Below are 16,252 nucleotides of genomic sequence, written 5' to 3' on the forward strand. Positions count from 1 at the left end.
TCAGTCCTGTTCCTGACATTTTTTCGCTGCAGCCACTTTGCACATCTGAACCACAATATTGTATGCCGTCACGTATGCACGGTGTCCTGCGACTCCCTTTCCGGCAATATCATAGGCCGTGCCATGGGCTCCGGTTCCTACGGGATATGGAATCCCCCCGTAAATCGTAACCACCCTGTCAAAATTGATTAATTTAAATGCAATCTGTCCCTGGTCATGACTCATCGTCAGCGCCAGATCATATTTTCCTGCAAACAGCTGGCCGAATAACGTATCCGCTGCCAGCGGCCCTGTAATATCAATCCCTTCTTTTCTGGCCGTTTCCACTGCCGGGGCAATAATATCTATTTCTTCTGTACCGCACGTTCCATTCTCGCCTCCATGAGGATTCAGTGCCGCCACCGCAACCCTGGGCTTTTCAATTCCAAACCGTTTCACCGTATCATAGCTCATATGGAGCGTATCCAGTATTTTTTCAACAGAAAGCGCCGCAGAAACATTTTTTGCCGGGATATGACCGGTTACTCTGGCGTTAAAGGCCGCTCCGTTGATGTTGATTTCTCCTTTTATTCCCCTATACTCAAACATTTCTGCAAGGAAATCCACCATTCCGCTTAAATGATAACCAGCCATTTTCAGCGCACTTTTATTGTTGGGAGCGAAACAGAAGCCTTCGATCAGTCCCAGCCGGCAGAATTTGACGGCAAGCGCCATGTTTTCTGCCTCATCCTTTCCGCATTCAGCGCTCAGCTCTCCCAGTTTCACTGCATACGCATCCAGAAATTTCGTATCATATATGACAATTCCCTTGTCCTCCGATGCATATTTTACCGCTTCTTCTATGGTATCTTTTACTTCTACCGGAAAGTCCGCGCCTGCAATTTCCATTCCTCTTTCCAGCTGCCTGTAATCTCCTATAATTACCGGCCTTGCCTCTTTTGTCAAAGATCCTTCTTCTGCCGCTTTTGCAATAATCTCTGAACCTATACCAGCTGCATCTCCCATGATTACACCGATCACCGGCCTGTATGTCGTAAGCTCCATTCTTCCATCACTCCTCATTTTCATCTGCCATCGTAAGATCAGATTTTAAATTATTTGTATCTGCCAGAATCCTTCCCACATATTCTGTATAGACCTCTACATAATGGCCCTTTGCTACTTTTTCCCAGTCCTCTGCCAGATAGACCTCTTCTTCCATGCACTGCTGTTGTAAGTATTCCTTCCACTCTGGTGTCTCTGCAACTTTCCCAAGCAGATCCGCATAGTACTGAACCGCTTCCTGACTTGCTTTATTAGACATTACAAATCCTCTTGGCTGCTCGTGTTCAATGTCTACTCCAGCTTCTTTAAAGGTAGGCACTTCTTCCATTCCATCCATAGCCACTCTTTTTTCTGCGCTGACAACAATGGGCTTTACATTTCCAGCCGTGATATTATCACCAACCTCCGCAGGATTTAAGATCCCAAGCTGTACATGGCCGCCCATAACGGCTGCCAGCACATCTGCTCCGCTCTCATATGTCACGTAATTAAGTTCAACTCCACACGTGCTCTGGATCATATTGCACAGAATTGCATCGTCGGAATAGGCGCTGGAGCCTGCTGCAGAAACGGCTCCCGGATTTGATTTCGCATATTCAATCATGCCGTCAAAATCAGAAAACGGGGCGTTGTTTGCGGCAAAAAGCAGGTTCGGATCCTTACAGAGCATCGCTACATAGGAAAAATCTTCAAATTTAAACGGCGAGTTTCCAGATACCGGCTGCGTAAAAAAGCTGGCCGACGTAACATCCAGATGGTAATCGTCACCGTGATCCAGCAGATATGTATAGCCGGCTACGTGAGAAGACCCCGGCTTATTTACTACCGTAATGTTGGTAGGACACATTTTATACTGATCTATGATGGAAACCACTTCTCTTGTAAAAAGATCCGCACCGCCTCCGGCGCTGTTCCCTACAATAAATTCAATATCATCCTTCGGAACCCAGCCTCCGCTATCTTCTCCGCTGTCTGATTCTGCCGCCTGCGTATCTGTTTTTTTTGCTTCTGTGCCTGCTGAAGGAGTGCTGCTGTTCCCTGAACATGCTGTCAATCCCAATACTGCCATAGAAAGCATAACGAATAACATTTTCCTCATTTTAAAATCCTCCTGTATTTGATTTATTTTTTATGTGTTCAGGCCGCCGCCTGATTTCTGACCATTAATTTCTTAATTAAATTTCCGATTGGTTTTCCGAAAGCCAGCCCTAATGCTATCAATAAAATGGCTGCCGTAAGAGGCCTGCTGATAAACGCAAGTACGCTGCCGTGTACAAGCGTCATTCCCTGCCGAAATGTGATTTCCAGATTGTTGCCCAGCACAAGTGCCAGTATCATAGGCGCCGCCGGTATCTCCAGTTTTTTAAACAGGTATCCGATGCCGCCGAAAACGATCACAATACCTACGTCAAACAGTGAATTGTTCATCGCATAAGCGCCGACCAGAATGAATCCCATGACAACTGCATTCAGAATTCCTCCTTTTACCTTTATAATCTGAATGAACAGCGGCAGGGCAAAGATGACCAGAATCAGCATAATCACATTCGCTACATACAGACTCGCACACAGGTTCCATGCAAACTCTGCATTTTTCTGGAAAAGAAAGGGGCCCGGCGTCATCTCAAACATAAGCAGTGCACCCATCATAACAGCCGTTGCTCCGGAGCCGGGAACCCCCAGAGTAAGCATGGGTATCATTGCGCCGATGCAGGCTGCGTTGTTGGAACTCTCCGGCGCTGCAATTCCTTCCGGAATACCCGTGCCGAACTTCTCTTTTCTTTTTCCCGTTCTTCTCGCCAGGTCATAGCTTAGGAACGTAGCGATCGTAGCTCCCGCTCCTGGAAGAATGCCTACAAAGAAGCCAAGAATCGATCCCCTGAAAATATGTGGCAGGCTGAAGTGCCAGTCTTCCCTGCTGGGGAGCAGTTTTCTGAAACGGATATCTCCCCTTTTTAACTGAATTTTATTATCTTCATCACGTACCGCTATCATTTCTGCGATACCGAACAGCCCCATTGCTACAGGTATAAAGTCGATTCCACTGTACAGAGGGGTAATGCCGAATACAAATCTCTGGGTTCCATTCACCGCATCCAGGCCGATCGTTCCTACAAACAGGCCAAGCATGCAGGACATAAATGCTTTTGTAACACTTTTTCCCGTCATGCCTGCAATCGCCGTAAGGCCCATAACATACAGCGCTGCGTATTCCGTAGAACTAAATACAAGAGCATATGTAGAAATAACGGGAGCCAGAAATACGAATCCGATCAGGGCAATCGTACCTCCGATTACGGAGCAAAAGCCGCCATGCCGAGAGCCTGCGCCGGCCTGCCGTTTTTTGCCATCGGATGGCCGTCAAAGGTCGTCACAACAGCAGCCGAGTCCCCTGGAGTATTAATCAGAATGGAAGTGATCGAACCGCCATACATAGCTCCGTAATAAATACCTGCCAGCATGACAATTCCTGCCGTGTGATTCATCCCATAAGTAAGCGGAAGTAAAATTGCAATACCGGTAGACGGCCCCAATCCAGGAAGCGCCCCAATTATAATTCCGCTCAGCACGCCAATAAAGCAATAAAGCAGTACAAGCGGTTCTAACGCTCCGGCAAATCCGCCTGCCAAGTTAATCAATGACTGCATAGTTTCCTCCTCCCCTTAAATACCAAGTAATCCTTTTGGAAAATGAACCTTTAAGAACAGTACAAAAATACAGTAAATTACGATACCCATTCCAATTCCGATCACTAGACTTTTCAGCCAGTTTTCACCGCTCAGTAATTTTGTATACAACACCATGGCTACGGCAACACACGGAATAAATCCCAATACCTCGCTTAGCAAAACCACGATCACGGCGATTCCCAGAACGACGCAGAAATTATATAATTCCCTGCTTTTGATCTCGATGATCTTCGTCTCCTGTCCGTCTGGGGCCTTCCTTTTTCCGAGGATGGCTTCTATAAGAACGCCGATCCCACAGAGAATGATTCCCCCTCCTGCAATCATGGGAAACAGCCCCTGTCCCGGACCCCCGCGGCCCCATATGGTATAATTCTGTGTTTTTACTATCCCAATAATCAGTGCGCCAAACGCAGCAATTCCTGCCCCCAGAATTATATTTGCCATGCAGTCATTCCATTTAAACGCTTTCATATACCCTCCTTTTTTATGGCAATCGTTTCGTCTATCCGTTTTCATACTAAAACTGCAGTTTTTTGTGATATGTTCATTTTAACAACAAACATCAGGGGCGTAAAATGACTTTTAGCACTTTTGTCCATTCCAGAACGGAATGATAAAAGCATCTGCAGCAGCGTAAGAGTGCTGTTGCAGATGGCTTTTTCATTTTTCCTGATTCAGTTCCTTGGCTGTTCTTCCTCATTCGGGTACAGGGAACTTACAAAATCGATGAACTTTCTAATCGTCTGGTCCTTTTTATTATTTGGATGGTAAATCATCCATGTGCTGCGCTTAACCGGGTTCCCATTCAGATCTTCCATGGGAATTTTATAGAACTGCTCGTCCTCTCCCAGCGCCGTACTGTACATAATTCCATAGCCCATTCCTGCTGCGATCCACTTTAGACTCGTAGCAATATCGGAAACCGTATATGTCACATGAAAGGGAGTCTTAAAATGATCTCTCCACCAGTTGCTCAGAATTTTCAACGAGTATGCATCCCTGTGATGGCAGATCATCGGCAGATGTGGCAGATCCTCCATTTTCAAGGGATTTTTGGAAATAATATATCCGTACCCGACAGAGCAAAGCACTTTGGAATCCCAGTCCCTGTCCCCGTTTACAAATCCGATTTTTAATTCCTGCCTCTGGACCATACTTATAATTTCACTGCTGGTCATCACCTGAACATTATAATGAATCTCATTCTCTTTGTTCAAATCATTGTATCTGCTCATCAGTTTCGGAAGGGCATACCTCGCAAAACTTGAAGCCGAACCAATGGACAGTACCTTGCTTCCAAGCCTCATTTCTTTATACGTCTGCATTGTTTCTGAGATTAATTTTGTAATTTCTACTGCCTGCATAGCAAGATATTCTCCGCTTTCAGTAAATACTACGCCTTTATTTGAACGTTCTATGATCTTATCTCCCAGCTCCGCTTCAATGCGGTTTAAGTTTTTGGAAAGCGTAGGCTGGCTCATATACAGCATATTAGCGGCCTTTGTCACATTCTTGCAGTCATACAGTGTCACAATAATTTTCCAGTCAATATCACGCATGTAGTTTCCCCCTGTTATCTTAATGGTTCCCGTTCCGCTTGAATCCGGCACGCAGCTGTTTTCATCATTCCATTTTGGCATTGTCATTTTACCATAAATAATTGTACAAAACAATCTGCTTTTTATATACTTTAACCGAAAGCCAAATATAGTACACCGTTAAGAAAGGAGTTTCAAAATGATTTACCACCATCTGTACAACAAATTCCGTAAGAAAGACTGCGTGAATGTTGGAATTATCGGAACAGGCGCTTATGGCACTGCGATCGTAACTCAGGGAATACGGACGCCGTTTTTAAATGTATGTGTCATTGCCGATATCAGGCTTGAAAATGCAAAAAAGGCTTATGAAAGAGCGGGAATTCCCGCTTCCCGACAGATTTACTGTAACAGCGCCGAAGAGGCCGAAAAAGCCCTTTCCGACGGTATGTATGTCTATACGGATCAGAGCAGCCTCCCTGCCTGCATTGCCTCTCTGGATATCATCTGCGAAAGTACAGGAAATCCGGAACAATCCGCCGGAAATATTTTAGATGCCATTGAACGCGGAAAGCATGTTGCCGTTATTACCAAGGACTGCGATGCCTGCATCGGACCGATTCTTAAGAAAAAAGCGGATGAAAAGGGAGTTGTCTATACGCCTGTTGACGGCGATCAGCATGGACTGCTGATTCAGATGTATGAATGGGCCAAATCAATTGGGCTGCACGTCCTGTGCGGAGGCAAGGCAACCGACGGTGAGTTTATTTATGATAAAGAAGCCGGGACAGTATCAATCAAGACTGATAAAACAGTAGCGCCGCCTTTTTCAGCATCCGTAAAACTTTCTGAAGATGATAGAAAATACTTTGAAAAAATACCGGCCGGCCATGTCAAGGAATATATTGAAGCCAGAAAAGCCGCGCTAGACAGGCTGCCCCATCCTGGAGCATATGATCTATGCGAAATGACGATCGCAGGCAACTATACGGGATTGACGCCCCAGGTTGAGACTCTGATTCATGCCCCAATGAGAATTTCGGAGATTCCAGATGTTTATATCGGTACTGACCATGGCGGCCTTCTCGAGCATGAGGATACCCTTGATTTAGTTACCTGCATGCACGAGCCTGCCGACGCCGGCCTTGGGGGCGGAGTATTTCTTGTCGTAAGAAGCGACAGCGAATATTCCAATGAAATTCTCGCAACAAAAGGCCAAATCGCCAGTTATGACAAACATGCAACCGTCATTTACCGCCCTTATCATCTATGCGGTGTAGAGACACCTTGCACTCTGCTTCTGGCCGGACTTCTCGGTATCAATACAGCTTCCGACCATTACCTCCCCCGCTTTCAGCTGGCTAAGGTCGCCGATGAAAACATAGAAGCCGGCGCTACATTCGGCGGAGATCACAGCACCTCCATGAGAGCAGTGATCAGGCCTTATATGCCTGTGGCGCCGGGCAATTATGCAGAAGGCCATCTCCTGTTCGGTAATCGTGCCAGAGTCCGTATTCCAAAAGGAACACTCATCACTTATGATATGGTGGAAGAGCCTGAAAACTCCCTTTTATGGCGGCTCAGGCGGGAACAGGATGCATATTTCGCATAAAAGTTCCGCACCTTTCTCAAAACCACAAGTGGCAGAGCGGACTTTTCGGACGTAAAACCGAGGGGCCTGTATCATTCCACCTAAACTCCAGAAAACGGCCTGCTATCGTTCCGCACGACCGCTCCGGCGTGAAACGTACCCCCTCTCATGCTGGGGCTGGCTTCATGCGCGGCGGGAATTGGGATCCCACCGAAAGCAATTGTGGCAAGCAGGGCAGGAGTCTATACACGCCTGTAAAATCGTTTCGTGTGTACCCTGAAACACTGCTTGCCACTATTATCCCGAATTCGGTTTAACCACTATTGAAAACGTATAAAAGGGAAGTATGTATAAAACCAAAAAGGCGTACTTAAAGGCCCGATAAACGGGAATTGCCAAAATCACTTTATGTATTTTTTCTTAATCACCAAAGAATAAACTGCCATCAAACTATGGTTTCAACTACAGCTCCCGCAACCGAGAGAAATATCCATTTGGGATGTCCTGCAAGCAAAGGCAGTCCGAGCAGAATAAATACAATTCCATGCGCAACATAGAGTTTGGACATGGCATGATTATACTTTTTTATATCCGTCACCTCAAACATTTTCTTATTTCCCCATAAACCGATTGCTTTTTTTGAAAACCATATGTATACGGCCAAACATAAATAAATAACGGCCCAAATGCATAATATGATAAAAAAGAATATATTTCCTTCCATTCAGATACCTCATCAAATTGGAATTTTTGCTTATAAATGTATCTTGTTCTTAATACGTAAACAGGCTTCTGTGTGTATAATCCAATGTCTTGAAAGCGGCATTTGAATTAGTCCACGAATATCTTTATTACACCAATAATCAATCAGCCAAATTGCTTTTTCATTGTCGTTTACTACATTCAACGACTCTAAGTATCCTTTTCTTTCTTCCGGTATTTTTCTTTTCAATTCATCATAAGATAGCCGTTCAAGCATCTTCTCAGTGCTTTCCCGTACTTCAAAAATATATGAATATAATTCTTCCAGATTAAGCTGTTTTGAAAAGTCTGCAATCTGCTGTTTAATGAGTTCATTTCCTGTTGTAATGATGGGTGAATTGATACGCTCCTGATAATTGCCTGCAAAAAATACTTGTTCATCTTCATTTATCACTGTATGCGCAACTATATCTTCAATGCGAAAAATATGCCAAATAGAATAAGCAATCGTCTTACTATGATAACCATCAGCGTTTATGAAGGGAATTGCGTTAAAAGATTCTCTGCATAACTCCTCTTTGAAAGATACTAAGGTTTGCATTAGCTGACTTCGTAAACTAAGTAAAGTATCAAGCCCCATCTTATAAGTATCTTTCTTTTTTATTTGCGCCTGCATTGATTTATTTAGTTCAGACCATTCCTTATTCATATTCAATTCCCTCTCAAATTCCAATTTGCCGTGCTACGCCTTATCCGCCTAAGTCTTACAACACATAACTCGCTTTTTTCATTCTAATCTTTGCATTTTGAAATGTCAAACGGCTCATTGCTCGCTCTATAAAAATAACGGGAAGAGGGTGTTGCAAAAGTCGAATCCGCATTGCCGCCGATACCAGATTCCGTTCCAGGCAGTAGCCAAGTCACTCCATCTGGTATCGGCGGCAATGCCCTATTCCTTTTTGTAACATCCTCAGCAAAAAAGTTCCGCGCTTTTTAAGCGCGGAACTTTTTTTATTCTTCTACATTATCATCAATATCCAGAACCTCTTCTGCTTCAAGCTCTTCATCGTCAGACAGAATGATATCATCATCCATTTCCACATCCGTGTCCAGCTTAACGCTTCTGTATCTCTTCATACCTGTTCCGGCCGGAATCAGTTTACCGATAATAACATTCTCTTTCAGTCCGATCAGATGGTCGACCTTTCCGTTGATGGCTGCCTCAGTAAGAACCTTGGTAGTCTCCTGGAAGGATGCTGCAGACAGGAAAGAATCTGTTGCCAGGGATGCCTTTGTAATACCCAGCATGACCTGCTTGCCCTCTGCTGGCTTTTTACCTTCTGCGATCAGCGCTTCATTCATGTCGTTATAATCCAGAACATCCATGGATACTCCTGGAAGTACATCAGAATCTCCGCTCTCTTCAAGCTTAATCTTCTTAAGCATCTGACGCACGATGACTTCGATATGCTTGTCATTGATTTCTACACCCTGCAGACGGTAAACACGCTGAACCTCCTGAATCATGTAGTCCTGAACCGCACGAACACCCTTGATTTTCAAGATATCGTGAGGATTTACGCTACCTTCCGTCAGCTCATCACCAGCTTCAAGCACCTGTCCGTCCATGACCTTAATCCTGGAACCGTAAGGAATCAGGTATGTCTTGGAATTGCCTGTTTCATTGTCGGTTACGACAATTTCACGTTTTTTCTTTGTATCCTTAATTGCGACAACACCGCCGAACTCAGCAATAATTGCAAGACCCTTTGGTTTTCGTGCCTCAAAAAGCTCCTCGACACGAGGAAGACCCTGAGTAATATCGCCGCCGGCAACGCCGCCGGTATGGAATGTACGCATGGTCAGCTGTGTACCAGGCTCACCGATTGACTGAGCTGCGATGATACCGACAGCCTCGCCTACCTGAACCGGCTGTCCTGTAGCCATGTTCGCACCATAACATTTTGCGCATACACCAATATGGGATTTACAGGAAAGAACGGTACGGATCTTTACGGAATCCCTTCCCATCTTCTGTAAAACTTTCATAACAGCAGCAGCACGCTTCGGCGTACACATATGGTTGGCCTTAACGACAACTTCTCCCGTATCAGGGTCGGTAATCGTCTCCGCGATATATCTGCCTGTCAGTCTTTCTTCCAGACTTTCGATCGTCTCCTGACCGTCTGCAAAAGCTTTAATTTCCATAAATGGGATTGCTTTTCCTTCACAGCAGTCTGTTTCACGGACAATCAGATCCTGGGAAACGTCAACGAGACGTCTTGTCAGGTAACCAGAGTCCGCTGTACGGAGGGCCGTATCGGACAGACCTTTACGTGCACCATGCGCTGAGATGAAGTATTCCAGTACGTCCAGACCTTCACGGAAGTTGGACTTAATCGGGAGTTCGATCGTATGACCTGTCGTATCGGCCATAAGTCCACGCATACCAGCCAGCTGTTTGATCTGTTTATCAGAACCACGGGCGCCGGAGTCGGCCATCATATAGATGTTGTTATACTTATCCAGCCCTGTCAGCAGATCATGAGTCAGCTGATCATCCGTATTCTTCCATGTTTCAATAACTTCTTTATAACGCTCTTCTTCTGTAATCAGACCGCGGCGGAAGTTCTTGGCAATCCGGTCAACCGTGGCCTGTGCATCTGCGATCAGCTGCGGTTTGCTCTCCGGTACGGTCATATCCGAAATTGATACGGTCATTGCAGCTCTTGTAGAGTACTTGTAACCGATTGCCTTGATATCATCGAGCGTAACGGCCGTCTGAGTAGCGCCGTGTACATTGATAACTTTTTCAAGAATCTGTTTCAGCTGCTTCTTACCTACATGGAAATCCACTTCCATATTCAGTTCGTTCTCAGGTATGCTTCTGTCTACAAAGCCCAGATCCTGAGGAATAATTTCATTAAAGATAAAACGGCCGACTGTAGATTCTACGATTGCAGACTTTACGGTACCATCCGCCATTTTCTTTGTAATTTTAACTTTCACCCTTGTGTGAAGGGTAACTGCTCCATTTTCGTAAGCCAGAATCGCTTCATTTACGCTCTTAAAGCATTTGCCCTCGCCTTTGGCTCCTGGTCTTTCCTGTGTCAGATAGTAGATACCAAGGACCATATCCTGTGAAGGAACGGCAACAGGTCCGCCGTCTGAAGGCTTTAACAGGTTGTTTGGTGAAAGGAGCAGGAAACGGCACTCTGCCTGTGCTTCCACAGAAAGAGGAAGATGAACGGCCATCTGGTCGCCGTCAAAGTCCGCGTTGAATGCGGTACAAACAAGGGGATGGAGCTTAATCGCCTTTCCTTCTACAAGGATCGGCTCAAAGGCCTGGATACCAAGTCTGTGCAGCGTAGGAGCACGGTTTAACATAACAGGATGCTCTTTGATAACGTCTTCCAGTACGTCCCATACCTCCGGCTGAAGTCTTTCTACCATCTTCTTAGCGTTCTTAATATTATGAGCCGTACCGTTGGAAACAAGCTCCTTCATAACGAACGGTTTGAACAGCTCGATTGCCATTTCTTTCGGCAGACCACACTGGTAAATCTTCAGTTCCGGTCCAACGACGATAACTGAACGGCCGGAATAGTCAACTCGCTTGCCCAACAGGTTCTGGCGGAAACGTCCCTGCTTACCTTTCAACATGTCGGAAAGAGATTTTAAAGCTCTGTTTCCAGGACCTGTGACAGGTCTTCCGCGTCGGCCGTTATCGATTAACGCATCAACGGCCTCCTGAAGCATACGTTTTTCATTACGTACGATGATATCCGGTGCGCCAAGTTCCAGCAGCCTTGCAAGACGGTTGTTACGGTTGATAATTCTTCTATATAAATCGTTTAAGTCCGATGTGGCAAAACGGCCGCCGTCCAGCTGTACCATAGGACGGATATCCGGAGGAATGACCGGAATAACATCCATAATCATCCATTCCGGACGGTTTCCGGAATTGCGGAAAGCCTCTACGACTTCCAGTCTCTTGATGATCCTTGCACGCTTCTGGCCTGTTGCATCTTTAAGACCCTTTCTAAGCTCTGCTGAATCTTTCTCCAGGTCAATGGCTCTCAAAAGCTCCTGAATCGCCTCAGCACCCATTCCTACACGGAATGCACCGCTTCCGTACTTCTCCATCTCATCGCGATATTCCTTCTCGGACAATACCTGCTTATACTGGAGGGCCGTCTGGCCGGCATCCAGTACGATGTAAGAAGCAAAATAGAGCACCTTCTCAAGCGTTCTCGGTGAAATGTCGAGGATCAGGCCCATACGGCTCGGGATTCCCTTAAAATACCAGATATGGGAAACGGGAGCTGCAAGCTGAATATGGCCTACGCGCTCTCTACGCACACTGGCCTTTGTAACTTCCACGCCACATCTGTCACAAATAACGCCTTTATATCTTATTTTCTTATATTTACCGCAGTGGCACTCCCAGTCCTTGGTCGGTCCGAAGATCTTTTCACAGAACAGTCCGTCTTTTTCCGGCTTCAATGTCCTGTAGTTGATGGTCTCCGGTTTTTTGACCTCGCCATGGGACCACTCCAGAATCTTTTCCGGAGAAGCCAGACCAATCTTGATTGCATCAAAAGTCAATGGCTGATAAGTTTCATTTGTCTCAGGCATGAATGATACTCCCTTCTACTTATTCTTCATCATCAAAAGTTTCATCTTCTTCAAGGTCAAATTCATCTTCAGACTCATCAACCTCTTCTTCTACATCTACCAGTTCTGCACCTTTGAATTCCTGTTCCTGATATCCAAAGGAACTATAGGATTCATCGTCACGGTAATGTTTGTCACCTTCAATGATAGAGCGCAAATCGGTATCGCCGTAATCGATCGTTTCGGTCAACTCAACTTCTGTATTGTCATCTCTCAGGACTCTGACATCCAGGCCAAGTGACTGGAGCTCTTTAAGAAGAACCTTAAAGGATTCCGGAATGCCCGGCTCAGGGATATTCTCACCCTTGATGATTGCCTCATAAGTTTTGACACGGCCTACAACGTCATCGGACTTCACTGTAAGAATTTCCTGCAGTGTATAGGAAGCGCCATATGCCTCCAGAGCCCAAACCTCCATCTCTCCGAAACGCTGTCCGCCGAACTGAGCTTTACCGCCCAGAGGCTGCTGGGTAACGAGTGAGTAAGGGCCTGTTGAACGTGCGTGAATCTTATCATCTACCAGATGATGGAGCTTCAGGTAGTGCATGTGTCCGATTGTAACGGCGCTGTCGAAGTATTCTCCGGTACGTCCGTCACGAAGCCTTACCTTACCGTCACGGCTTAACGGAACACCCTTCCACAGCTCTCTGTGATCCAGATGATCGCCAAGATAGTCCATTACGTCAGGCTTCAGCACATCCTTATATTTCTCCTGGAAATCTTCCCAGGAATTATTTACATAATCATTTGCCACATCCAGAGTGTCCATGATATCGATCTCGTTCGCGCCGTCGAAGACCGGTGTTGCGATATTGAAACCGAGGGCTCTTGCAGCAAGGCTCAGATGAATTTCCAGAACCTGACCGATGTTCATACGTGAAGGCACGCCAAGAGGATTCAGAACGATATCCAGCGGGCGTCCGTTCGGCAGGAACGGCATATCCTCAACAGGAAGCACACGGGAAACAACACCCTTGTTTCCATGACGGCCAGCCATCTTATCACCAACAGAAATCTTTCTCTTCTGAGCGATATAAATACGCACGGTTTCATTAACACCTGGGGACAGTTCATCACCGTTTTCACGTGTAAATACCTTTGCATCAACAACGATACCGTAAGCGCCGTGAGGCACCTTCAGAGACGTGTCACGCACTTCTCTTGCTTTTTCGCCGAAAATTGCCCGAAGAAGTCTTTCTTCTGCTGTCAGCTCGGTTTCTCCCTTTGGTGTAACCTTTCCTACAAGGATATCCCCGGCACGCACTTCTGCACCGATACGGATAATGCCTCTTTCGTCCAGATCCTTTAAGGCATCCTCGCCTACGCCCGGAACATCACGTGTGATCTCTTCCGGTCCCAGCTTTGTATCACGGGCCTCTGCCTCATATTCTTCAATATGGACGGACGTATAGACGTCTTCCTGCACCAGTCTTTCGCTGAGCAGTACGGCATCCTCGTAGTTATAGCCTTCCCATGTCATGAATCCGATCAGCGGATTCTTTCCGAGAGCGATTTCTCCGTTCTGTGTGGACGGACCATCTGCAATGACCTCGCCCGCTTCTACATGATCACCCTTATAAACGACCGGTTTCTGGTTGTAACAGTTGCTCTGGTTGCTTCTCGTAAATTTAATCAGATGATAAACGTCTCTGTTTCCGTCGGAATCTCTCTTGATAATGATTTCATTGGAAGCGGAACGTTCAACGACACCTGCATTTTTAGCTACCACGCAGACGCCAGAGTCAACGGCTGCCTTAGATTCAATACCTGTGCCGACTACCGGCGCTTCCGTCGTTAGAAGCGGAACGGCCTGACGCTGCATGTTGGATCCCATAAGGGCACGGTTGGCATCGTCGTTCTCCAGGAAAGGAATCATGGAAGTAGCAACCGAGAATACCATCTTAGGAGAAACGTCCATCAGGTCAATATTCTTTTTCTGGAATTCAGAAGTTTCTTCACGGAAACGTCCGGAAACGTTGTTGTGAATGAAATGTCCCTCTTCATCCAGCGGTTCGTTCGCCTGTGCTACGATGAAATTGTCTTCCTCATCAGCAGTCAGGTAAACTACCTGATCCGTAACGATCGGGTTAACAGGATCTGTTTTATCTACTACACGGTACGGAGCCTCAATAAATCCGTATTCATTAACTCTTGCATAAGTAGCAAGAGAGTTGATCAGACCGATGTTCGGGCCTTCAGGCGTCTCGATCGGGCACATACGTCCGTAATGGGTGTAGTGTACATCTCGAACCTCGAATCCGGCTCTGTCTCGTGACAGACCGCCTGGACCAAGTGCTGAAAGACGTCTCTTGTGAGTCAGCTCAGACAGCGGGTTGTTCTGATCCATAAACTGTGACAGCTGGGAACTTCCAAAGAATTCCTTTACCGCCGCAGTAACAGGCTTGATATTAATTAAGGACTGCGGAGTGATTCCCTCCATATCCTGTGTTGTCATTCTTTCACGCACCACACGTTCCATTCTGGAAAGTCCGATACGATACTGGTTCTGAAGAAGCTCTCCCACGGCACGAATACGACGGTTTCCGAGGTGATCAATATCGTCAGCCGTGCCTACTTCTTCCTCCAGGTGCATATTATAGTTAATAGAAGCCAGGATATCCTGTTTTGTAATATGCTTAGGAATCAGATCATGCACATGTTTCCGGATTATCTCCTTCAGTTCTTCCTGGTCTGCACTTCCAGCTTCTGACAGGATAGACTGAAGCGCCGGGTAGAATACTAACTCCGTAATCCCTGCTTCCTTCGGATCGAAGTCCACGTACTCTGCTAAATCTACCATCATATTGGAAAGGACTTTCTGATTTCTCGTCGGTCCCTGAATCACCACATAGGAAACGGCAGCATTCTGAAGCTTAACCGCCAGGTCTTTGTCGATGGAAGTGCCTGCTTCTGCAAGGATTTCCCCTGTTGTCATGTCGACTGTATCTTCTGCCAGCACATGACCGGTAATCCTGTTTTTAAAATGAAGCTTCTTATTAAATTTATATCTTCCGACCTTTGCAAGGTCGTATCTTCTAGGGTCGAAGAACATACTGTTCAGTAAGCTCTCTGCACTATCAACGGATAAAGGCTCGCCCGGACGGATCTTTTTGTATAACTCTAAAAGACCATCCTGGTAATTGTCAGATGTATCCTTACCAAAGCTGGCCAGTAATTTCGGTTCTTCCCCGAATAAGTCGATAATTTCGGCATTTGTACCATAACCGAGGGCACGGATCAGTACAGTTACCGGAACCTTTCTCGTTCTGTCTACTCGTACATAAAAAATATCGTTGGAATCTGTTTCGTACTCCAGCCATGCACCACGGTTCGGGATAACCGTACATGTATAGAGTTCCTTACCAACTTTATCATGGCCTACGCCATAATAAATTCCAGGAGAACGCACCAGCTGGCTGACAATGACACGTTCCGCACCGTTAATAACGAAAGAACCGGTATCCGTCATGAGAGGCAGATCACCCATGAAAATCTCATGTTCGTTAATCTCATCTTTATCTTTATTGCAAAGTCTTACCTTTACTTTTAAAGGAGCTGCGTAAGTTGCATCTCGTTCCTTGCATTCTTCGATGGTATATTTGATATCGTCCTTACACAAGGTAAAGTCCACAAATTCCAAACTCAGATGGCCTGCAAAATCAGCGATTGGAGAGATGTCTTCAAATACCTCTTTCAATCCCTCATCAAGGAACCACTGATAAGAGTTCTTTTGAATCTCAATCAGGTTGGGCATTTCAAGGACTTCTTTTTGTTTCGAGAAGCTCATTCTTACGCTTTTCCCGGCCTGAACCGGACGCATCTTGCTTTTTTCCATTGACGTTTCACCCCTGTTTTCTAAAATTCTAAATTTGGGCATGGCTGTGCCAAGCACATGCCGCCACAATAGTGCACTTTCCATATTATCATAGGAAAGTCAAGGTGTCAAGGATTTTTTGCTTGCACTTTTCTCCAAAAAATGATATACTATTGCAGATAGGTTTGTCCTATTG

General features: G+C 45.8%; 11 protein-coding genes. 1 reads left to right on the forward strand and 10 read right to left on the reverse strand.

The window, feature by feature from the left end; genetic code table 11:
- From DXA13_RS09525 to DXA13_RS09545, 6 genes are all read right to left on the reverse strand, one after another.
- On the reverse strand, positions 1–1,044 hold the full coding sequence (locus DXA13_RS09525; protein ID WP_243009047.1) for a 4-hydroxythreonine-4-phosphate dehydrogenase PdxA: 1,044 nt from the start codon (positions 1,042–1,044) through the stop codon (positions 1–3).
- 7 nt (positions 1,045–1,051) lie between these two features.
- Entirely contained in the window at positions 1,052–2,143 is a 1,092-nt protein-coding gene (locus DXA13_RS09530; RefSeq protein ID WP_118243816.1) for a tripartite tricarboxylate transporter substrate binding protein, read from the reverse strand.
- 38 nt (positions 2,144–2,181) lie between these two features.
- On the reverse strand, positions 2,182–3,339 hold the full coding sequence (locus tag DXA13_RS09535) for a tripartite tricarboxylate transporter permease (protein WP_347559802.1): 1,158 nt from the start codon (positions 3,337–3,339) through the stop codon (positions 2,182–2,184).
- A complete protein-coding gene (locus tag DXA13_RS21680; protein ID WP_243009048.1) occupies positions 3,339–3,692 on the reverse strand; it encodes a tripartite tricarboxylate transporter permease in 354 nt (117 codons plus the stop codon). Before DXA13_RS21680 ends, DXA13_RS09535 begins: the two co-directional genes overlap by 1 nt.
- A gap of 15 nt (positions 3,693–3,707) precedes the next feature.
- Positions 3,708–4,205, reverse strand: a complete 498-nt coding sequence (locus tag DXA13_RS09540) for a tripartite tricarboxylate transporter TctB family protein (protein WP_181995597.1) — start codon at positions 4,203–4,205, stop codon at positions 3,708–3,710.
- Between the two features lie 203 nt (positions 4,206–4,408).
- Complete coding sequence (locus DXA13_RS09545) at positions 4,409–5,374, reverse strand: LysR family transcriptional regulator (RefSeq protein ID WP_181995598.1); 966 nt, start codon at positions 5,372–5,374, stop codon at positions 4,409–4,411.
- Between the two features lie 97 nt (positions 5,375–5,471).
- Between DXA13_RS09545 and DXA13_RS09550 the strand changes: the two genes are divergently transcribed.
- On the forward strand, positions 5,472–6,884 hold the full coding sequence (locus DXA13_RS09550; protein WP_118243822.1) for a flagellar biosynthesis protein FlgA: 1,413 nt from the start codon (positions 5,472–5,474) through the stop codon (positions 6,882–6,884).
- A 424-nt stretch (positions 6,885–7,308) separates the two neighbouring features.
- On the opposite strand, the gene DXA13_RS21685 is transcribed toward DXA13_RS09550, so the two are convergent.
- The 4 genes from DXA13_RS21685 to DXA13_RS09570 all read right to left on the reverse strand — a co-directional run bounded on the left by DXA13_RS21685 (position 7,309) and on the right by DXA13_RS09570 (position 16,077).
- The gene (locus DXA13_RS21685; protein ID WP_243009049.1) at positions 7,309–7,470 is read right to left on the reverse strand and encodes a hypothetical protein; all 162 of its coding nucleotides are present in this window, start codon (positions 7,468–7,470) and stop codon (positions 7,309–7,311) included.
- 147 nt (positions 7,471–7,617) lie between these two features.
- A complete protein-coding gene (locus tag DXA13_RS09560; protein ID WP_118243824.1) occupies positions 7,618–8,274 on the reverse strand; it encodes a phage head-tail adapter protein in 657 nt (218 codons plus the stop codon).
- Positions 8,275–8,576: 302 nt separating this feature from the next.
- Positions 8,577–12,203, reverse strand: coding sequence for a DNA-directed RNA polymerase subunit beta' (gene rpoC, locus DXA13_RS09565; RefSeq protein WP_118243826.1), 3,627 nt, complete (start codon positions 12,201–12,203; stop codon positions 8,577–8,579).
- Positions 12,204–12,222: 19 nt separating this feature from the next.
- The gene (locus tag DXA13_RS09570) at positions 12,223–16,077 is read right to left on the reverse strand and encodes a DNA-directed RNA polymerase subunit beta (RefSeq protein ID WP_181995599.1); all 3,855 of its coding nucleotides are present in this window, start codon (positions 16,075–16,077) and stop codon (positions 12,223–12,225) included.
- Between the last annotated feature and the right edge of the window lie 175 nt (positions 16,078–16,252).

Source organism: Clostridium sp. AM58-1XD, assembly GCF_003464085.1.
Classification (GTDB): domain Bacteria; phylum Bacillota; class Clostridia; order Lachnospirales; family Lachnospiraceae; genus Lachnoclostridium_A.

Bases quoted from the DNA above. Each gene is read 5' to 3' on its own strand.
- DXA13_RS21685 (WP_243009049.1), bottom strand. From the start codon at position 7,470: ATGTTTGAGGTGACGGATATAAAAAAGTATAATCATGCCATGTCCAAA.
- DXA13_RS09530 (WP_118243816.1), bottom strand. From the start codon at position 2,143: ATGAGGAAAATGTTATTCGTTATGCTTTCTATGGCAGTATTGGGATTG.
- DXA13_RS09545 (WP_181995598.1), bottom strand. From the start codon at position 5,374: ATGCCAAAATGGAATGATGAAAACAGCTGCGTGCCGGATTCAAGCGGA.
- DXA13_RS09540 (WP_181995597.1), bottom strand. From the start codon at position 4,205: ATGAAAGCGTTTAAATGGAATGACTGCATGGCAAATATAATTCTGGGG.
- DXA13_RS09525 (WP_243009047.1), bottom strand. From the start codon at position 1,044: ATGGAGCTTACGACATACAGGCCGGTGATCGGTGTAATCATGGGAGAT.
- rpoC (WP_118243826.1), bottom strand. From the start codon at position 12,203: ATGCCTGAGACAAATGAAACTTATCAGCCATTGACTTTTGATGCAATC.
- DXA13_RS09560 (WP_118243824.1), bottom strand. From the start codon at position 8,274: ATGAATAAGGAATGGTCTGAACTAAATAAATCAATGCAGGCGCAAATA.
- DXA13_RS09550 (WP_118243822.1), top strand. From the start codon at position 5,472: ATGATTTACCACCATCTGTACAACAAATTCCGTAAGAAAGACTGCGTG.
- DXA13_RS09570 (WP_181995599.1), bottom strand. From the start codon at position 16,077: ATGGAAAAAAGCAAGATGCGTCCGGTTCAGGCCGGGAAAAGCGTAAGA.
- DXA13_RS21680 (WP_243009048.1), bottom strand. From the start codon at position 3,692: ATGCAGTCATTGATTAACTTGGCAGGCGGATTTGCCGGAGCGTTAGAA.